The 4,932-nt window shown below is 65.7% G+C and carries 5 protein-coding genes and 1 pseudogene; 3 read left to right on the top strand and 3 right to left on the bottom strand.

Annotated elements, in window-relative coordinates; all coding sequences use genetic code 11:
• Nucleotides 1–105 precede the first annotated feature (105 nt).
• Nucleotides 106–1,298 (top strand): IS3 family transposase gene (locus tag AA75_RS41245; RefSeq protein ID WP_233289427.1). Its coding sequence is split into 2 segments (ribosomal slippage): nt 106–384 and nt 387–1,298, totalling 1,191 coding nucleotides; the frame shifts between segments, so codons are not numbered across the junction.
• Nucleotides 1,299–1,388: 90 nt separating this feature from the next.
• Entirely contained in the window at nt 1,389–1,628 is a 240-nt protein-coding gene (locus AA75_RS41240) for a hypothetical protein (protein ID WP_149038681.1), read from the top strand.
• Between the two features lie 16 nt (nt 1,629–1,644).
• Here AA75_RS41240 and AA75_RS41235 read toward each other — a convergent pair whose 3' ends face one another.
• The gene (locus tag AA75_RS41235; RefSeq protein WP_033825645.1) at nt 1,645–2,490 is read right to left on the bottom strand and encodes an IS5 family transposase; all 846 of its coding nucleotides are present in this window, start codon (nt 2,488–2,490) and stop codon (nt 1,645–1,647) included.
• 63 nt (nt 2,491–2,553) lie between these two features.
• On the opposite strand from AA75_RS41235, the pseudogene AA75_RS46730 reads away from it, so the two are divergent.
• A pseudogene (locus AA75_RS46730) lies at nt 2,554–2,767 on the top strand (tyrosine-type recombinase/integrase); the annotation flags it as partial.
• A 187-nt stretch (nt 2,768–2,954) separates the two neighbouring features.
• On the opposite strand, the gene AA75_RS41230 reads toward AA75_RS46730, so the two are convergent.
• Together AA75_RS41230 and AA75_RS41225 are read right to left on the bottom strand one after the other, a co-directional pair.
• On the bottom strand, nt 2,955–3,254 hold the full coding sequence (locus AA75_RS41230) for a barstar family protein (RefSeq protein ID WP_199520548.1): 300 nt from the start codon (nt 3,252–3,254) through the stop codon (nt 2,955–2,957).
• A gap of 107 nt (nt 3,255–3,361) precedes the next feature.
• Nucleotides 3,362–4,932: RHS repeat-associated core domain-containing protein (locus AA75_RS41225; RefSeq protein ID WP_033825644.1), on the bottom strand; the 1,571-nt coding region annotated here is incomplete at its 5' end.

The following is a 4,932-nucleotide window of genomic DNA, read 5'->3' as shown; positions in this document are numbered from 1 at the left end:
ACTGCCACCAGCGGAAATCCCTTAACTACCCGGCCTTGGGGCTTTACCCCGTGGTGTGGACACTTCTGAGAAACGGATCTTGGGGTCTGTGGAGAGGATGTCCCCATGGGTACTGCGAGGTACTCGGGGGAGTTCAAGCGGGACGCGGTGGCACTGGTGGAATCCAGCGGGCGCCGGGTCTCGTCGGTGGCGCGGGAACTGGGTGTCAACCCGGAGTCGCTGCGCCAGTGGGTCGCGCGGTCACGCGCGGAAGCGGCAGCGTCGGGCGCGGGCGGTGAGGGCCCGTTGACCCCGGCAGAGCGCGAGGAACTGCGTCGACTGCGCAGGCAGGTCCGTGAGCTGGAGCTGGAGAAGGAGATCCTGCGGAAGGCTGCCCAGTATTTTGCCAAGGAGATGGGCCGATGACCGGCCGCTGGCGGTTCATCTCCGACCATCGCGACCTGTACGGAATACAGCGGCTGTGCCGGGCGATGGGCGTCTCGGCGTCCGGTTTCTACCGGTGGATCGCCGCGGCGGCCGCTCGGGCCGCGCGAAGGTCGGCCGACGACGACCTGGGTGCGCGGATCGAGGAGATCCACGGCGAGTCGAACGGCACGTACGGCGTCCCGCGGATCACCCGAGAGCTGCGGGAACGGCACGGTCCGATCAATCACAAGCGGGTCGCCCGGCTGATGCGCGAGCGCGGGCTGGCCGGTCGGCACCTGCGGCGCACGGTCCGCATGACGATCGCGGACCGGAGCGTGCCGCCGGCCCCGGACCTGGTCGGGCGGGACTTCCGCGCGGCCGCGCCGGACGTGCGTTGGTGCGGCGACATCACGTACCTGCCGGTCGGCGGGTCGTGGATGTACCTGGCGACGGTGATCGACATGCACTCGCGGCGGGTGGTCGGCTGGTCGCTGGCCGAGCACATGCGGTCCGGTCTGGTGGTCGACGCCGTGCGCTCGGCGGTCGGTGTCCGGGGCGGGAACGTACACGGCGTGGTGTTCCACTCGGACCGCGGGGCGCAATATACGTCGGCGGCCTTCGCCGAGGTCTGCCGCGCGCACGGGATACGGCGGTCGATGGGTCGGGTGGGGTCGAGCTACGACAACGCCATGGCGGAGTCGTTCTTTGCCACGCTCAAGCGCGAACTCCTCTACGGCTCGCGGTGGCTGACCCGGGCCCAGGCCCGAAGCGAGATGTTCTCCTGGCTGGCCTGGTACAATCGCCGGCGCCACCATTCCGCACTCGGCTACCGCAGCCCCGTCGAGTTCGAGCAGGAGTCATCAGCCATCGATACGCTGAGATTGGTGGCATAGGACCCAAGTGTCCACAAAATAGGGCAAAGCTCGCACCACCTGGACTCGCGCATCAGGTCTGCAGGAACGGTCGCCGACGGACCTGGGAAGGTGCAGGTGGTAGAGGCCGCGCAGCAGCTTATGGGCGAGTGGCTGGACTCGCTGCCCGGCCGGCGGTCCGCCGACATCGTGATCGCCCCGTTCGCCGTGGAGGTCGACGGCACACTGTTCGGCCTGGTCCGCGAGTGCCACGGGGAGTATCCAGACGGCGAGGAGCGGGACGACTGGGCCGAGTTCTACCCGAACCGGCTCGGGTTCAGCGCGCCGTGGGACGGCTTGTACGACACATGAGGGGATGTGCGGTGCGTCAGCCGGTGGCGCGTGAGAGCGGTCGCGGGCCTTGTCGGGTTGCCGGGCGGCCTCGGGTGAGTCGGCGGACCATGATGCCGATCATCGCCCAGCGGATCATCGTCTCCGAATGGGCGGGGCTGGTCTCGTAGTCCCGGGCGAGGCGCCGGTGGGCGGTGGGCCACGAGAAGGTGCGCTCGACCGCCCACCGCTTCGGCTGGACCTGGAAACCGCGCTGGTCAGGGTCTTTGCGGACGATCTCCAGGTCGCGGCCGAGGATCTGAGCGGCCCAGTCGACCAGGCGGCCGGCGAATCCCTGGTCGGCCCAGATCTTCTTGACGCTGGGGTGGTCGAGCCTGGTCCAGAGCAGCGGCCGCTTCGCTCCGTCGCGGTCCTGGATGCTCGCCGCAACCATGTGGACGTCCAGGAGCAGGCCCAGGGTGTCGGTGACGATGAACCGCTTGCGACCCTTCACCTTCTTGCCCGCGTCGAAGCCCCTGGTGGACGCAGGGGCCGTGTCGGCGGTGCGGACGGACTGCGAGTCGATCAGGCCCGCGCTCGGTTCCGAGTCGCGGCCGTCGGCTTCACGCACCTTGCCGCGCAGGGCGTCATGGATGCGCTTGACGGTGCCGTCGTCGTGCCACCACGTGAAGTACCAGTACACCGTCGGCCACGGGGTGAAGTCCTTCGGCAGTTGCCGCCAGGCACACCCGGTCCGCACCACGTAGAAGATCGCGTCCACGATCCGCCGCCGCGGATGCTTCTCCCGCCGACCACCCTTCGGACCCACCCGCGCTGGCGGGAGCAACGGCTCCACCAGCGCCCACTGCTCGTCCGTCAGGTCCGACGGATACCCACCCCCCATCACCGCTCACGGTGAGCTCAACGAACGCCTCAGCAACGGGACACGGCAGATCTCAAACACGGTCTCAGGCACACCGCCGCGACCCTGCTCCTCGAGCAGGGCGTCGATCTCGTGGTGATCAAGGAACTCCTCGGTCACGCCCATATAGGTGTCACCGCCACCATGTACGCCCACGTCCGGCTCCGCCTCCAGCGCCAAGCCATTGACGCCCTCGGCGACGCCCTCGGCGCCCCCGAGAGCCCCTGACGGCCCACCAAGTGCAGAACCCGTCCGCTGACGTTGCCGTCAGTGTTGCCGTCAAGCCGCCAAGAAGCCCCGCCGGACATGGCTCCGGTGGGGCTTCTTGGATTGGTTACGCGTCGCGCTACTGCGCCGCCCAACTATTCAGTTTAGAGGACCGCCTGAATTACCCTTCCGCCCGAGCTGGACTGTGCCTGCCCGGGGTGATTCCTGCGATCAGCCAGCTACATCAACACTACGTTGAACGAAGTCGTGGGCGATCCCAGCGTACTGCTCCGAAGCTTTCCGACACTCTCCATGATCTTCAAGAACACGTCCATTTCATCTGGCTCTTCGACCAACAGGCGCTCGGAGTCAGAAACTAGGATCACATAGCTCTGGCTGTCGATCCACGATAGATCGCGCAGACACTCGGAGAGTGCCGACCAATTCCAGCCGAAGTAGGCCGGAAGGTTCAGGCCGCGAGAGAACTCCTCGAAAACGCCCTGGGCATCTCCCATTCGTGCGCCGCTGAGGTGCGCCACGAACGCGGTTCCGTGCGGCGGAAGTGGCCAGGTAGGCGCACTTGCGGATCCCCTCTCCACCCGATGAATCCACGGGGGCGACTGACTCCAGATGTCCAGCATGCTCATCACCTGTACTGGTAGAACGTTTGGTAGTGGGTTGGGCTGTAATAGATGGATCCGTCGCTTCCCGTGACGATCCTCTCGCCACCCGGCTTCGGGTTACCCGGCGTTGGAGCCATGCCCCACTCCCGGTATGTTATCGGGCTGCCGTCGCTCGCCGTCCTCGGAAGGGCATATCCGCCGCCCTTCCCACTGTTCTCAAATGCTTCCGGGATGTCCGGCCCCATTACGCCATCCGCCCTTCCAGAGGTGCGGACGCCATATTGCTCGATTTCCTGAATATCTGGAATGGCGGTAGAGGGAATCCCGCCGGGATCCCACCCACCTGGGTGAGTTCCCAGCAACTGCCCGCCGCAAGGAATACCCGGAGTGCTGTTATGCACAAGAACCGGCGTGTTGCCGGTGAGTACATAGTACGTATGGTACTGGCTGATGGTCAGGTTGTAGGTAGTGATGTGCCTCGTGTAGTTGTGGATCGCCGTGACCGTGGCGGAGGTGCCGTCCAGTTGGCGAAGGTTGTCCCCCACGTGGAGGGATGTTGCACTGGTCCAGGTTTGAGTTGTGGCGTCCCAGTACGGATGGTGCTGGGTTGAGGTGAGGGTCTGGTCGCCGTGTGCGGTTGTGATGGTCAGGTCGGTGAAGTCGACGTCGGTGAGGGTCTTAATGACCGCTGTGACTGTTTCTGGCCGGTTCTGTCCGGTAAGGGGGTCGGTGGCGGTGACGGTGTCGCCGACCTTGATGTCCTGGATCGGAGCGGTCTCACCGCCCGCAAGCAGGACGGGTGTTTCGCCGGGAAAGCTGTCGGATCTCTTGCAGACCGCTGAGAGTTCTCGGAGGAGGTCCCTCATTGCGGTGGACTCGGCATCGCCGGCGGCGGCCATCTCCGAGGCCAGGGGGCCGAGGTCCATGGTGGAGATGGCGACTCCCAGGGTGTCGCAGTCCTCCTGGTTCTTTCCACCGAATCCGCCACCGGATGTGCACTTGTACGCGGGGATAATGAGCGTGGAGTCGATGACGGCCTTGTTGAAGGCCTTGTCACCGTCGTCCCATTCCTTCTGAGTGTGGCACTGGGCCACCTTCATGTTGTTGTTGCACACCTTCTTGTTCGCGTATTCGTACGCGTTCTGGATGTCCTTGAGGATCTTCGTAGCGCGGGCGTCCCGCTGTTCGGAGATGGTGTGGTAGGGGTTTTGGTTGACGGTGCTGTGACTGCATTCGCTGTGGATGCAGTCGCCGACCATGGTGGCGTTGACGTCTTTGCACTCGGAGGAGCTGCAGGCGTTGCCGTGCTCGTTGCACCCTTCGTGGCCGTTGCGGCAGGTGTACAGGCCGCTGGGATCGCTCGAGCCGATCGGGTCGTTGTTGCTGTAGGCGTAGCCGTTCCACTGCTGGGGGTTACCGGTGCCGAGGAGTGGGTCGGGGTTGAGGAAGCGTCCGGTGGTGGGTTGGTACTGGCGGGCGCCGAGGTTGGTGAGTCCGGTGGTGTCGTCCTTGGTGCCTCCGACGAAGCCCTTGTCGCCGGCCCAGGTGCCGGGGGCGGGCTGGGTGCCGCGGGGGTTGCCGAAGGGGTCGGTGG

Origin of the sequence: Kitasatospora sp. MBT63 (assembly GCF_000710465.2) — a bacterium.
In the GTDB taxonomy this organism is placed as follows: Bacteria; Actinomycetota; Actinomycetes; order Streptomycetales; family Streptomycetaceae; genus Kitasatospora.
The sequence above is the reverse complement of the archived record's forward strand: the minus strand, read 5'-3'. Positions and strand labels throughout refer to the sequence as shown.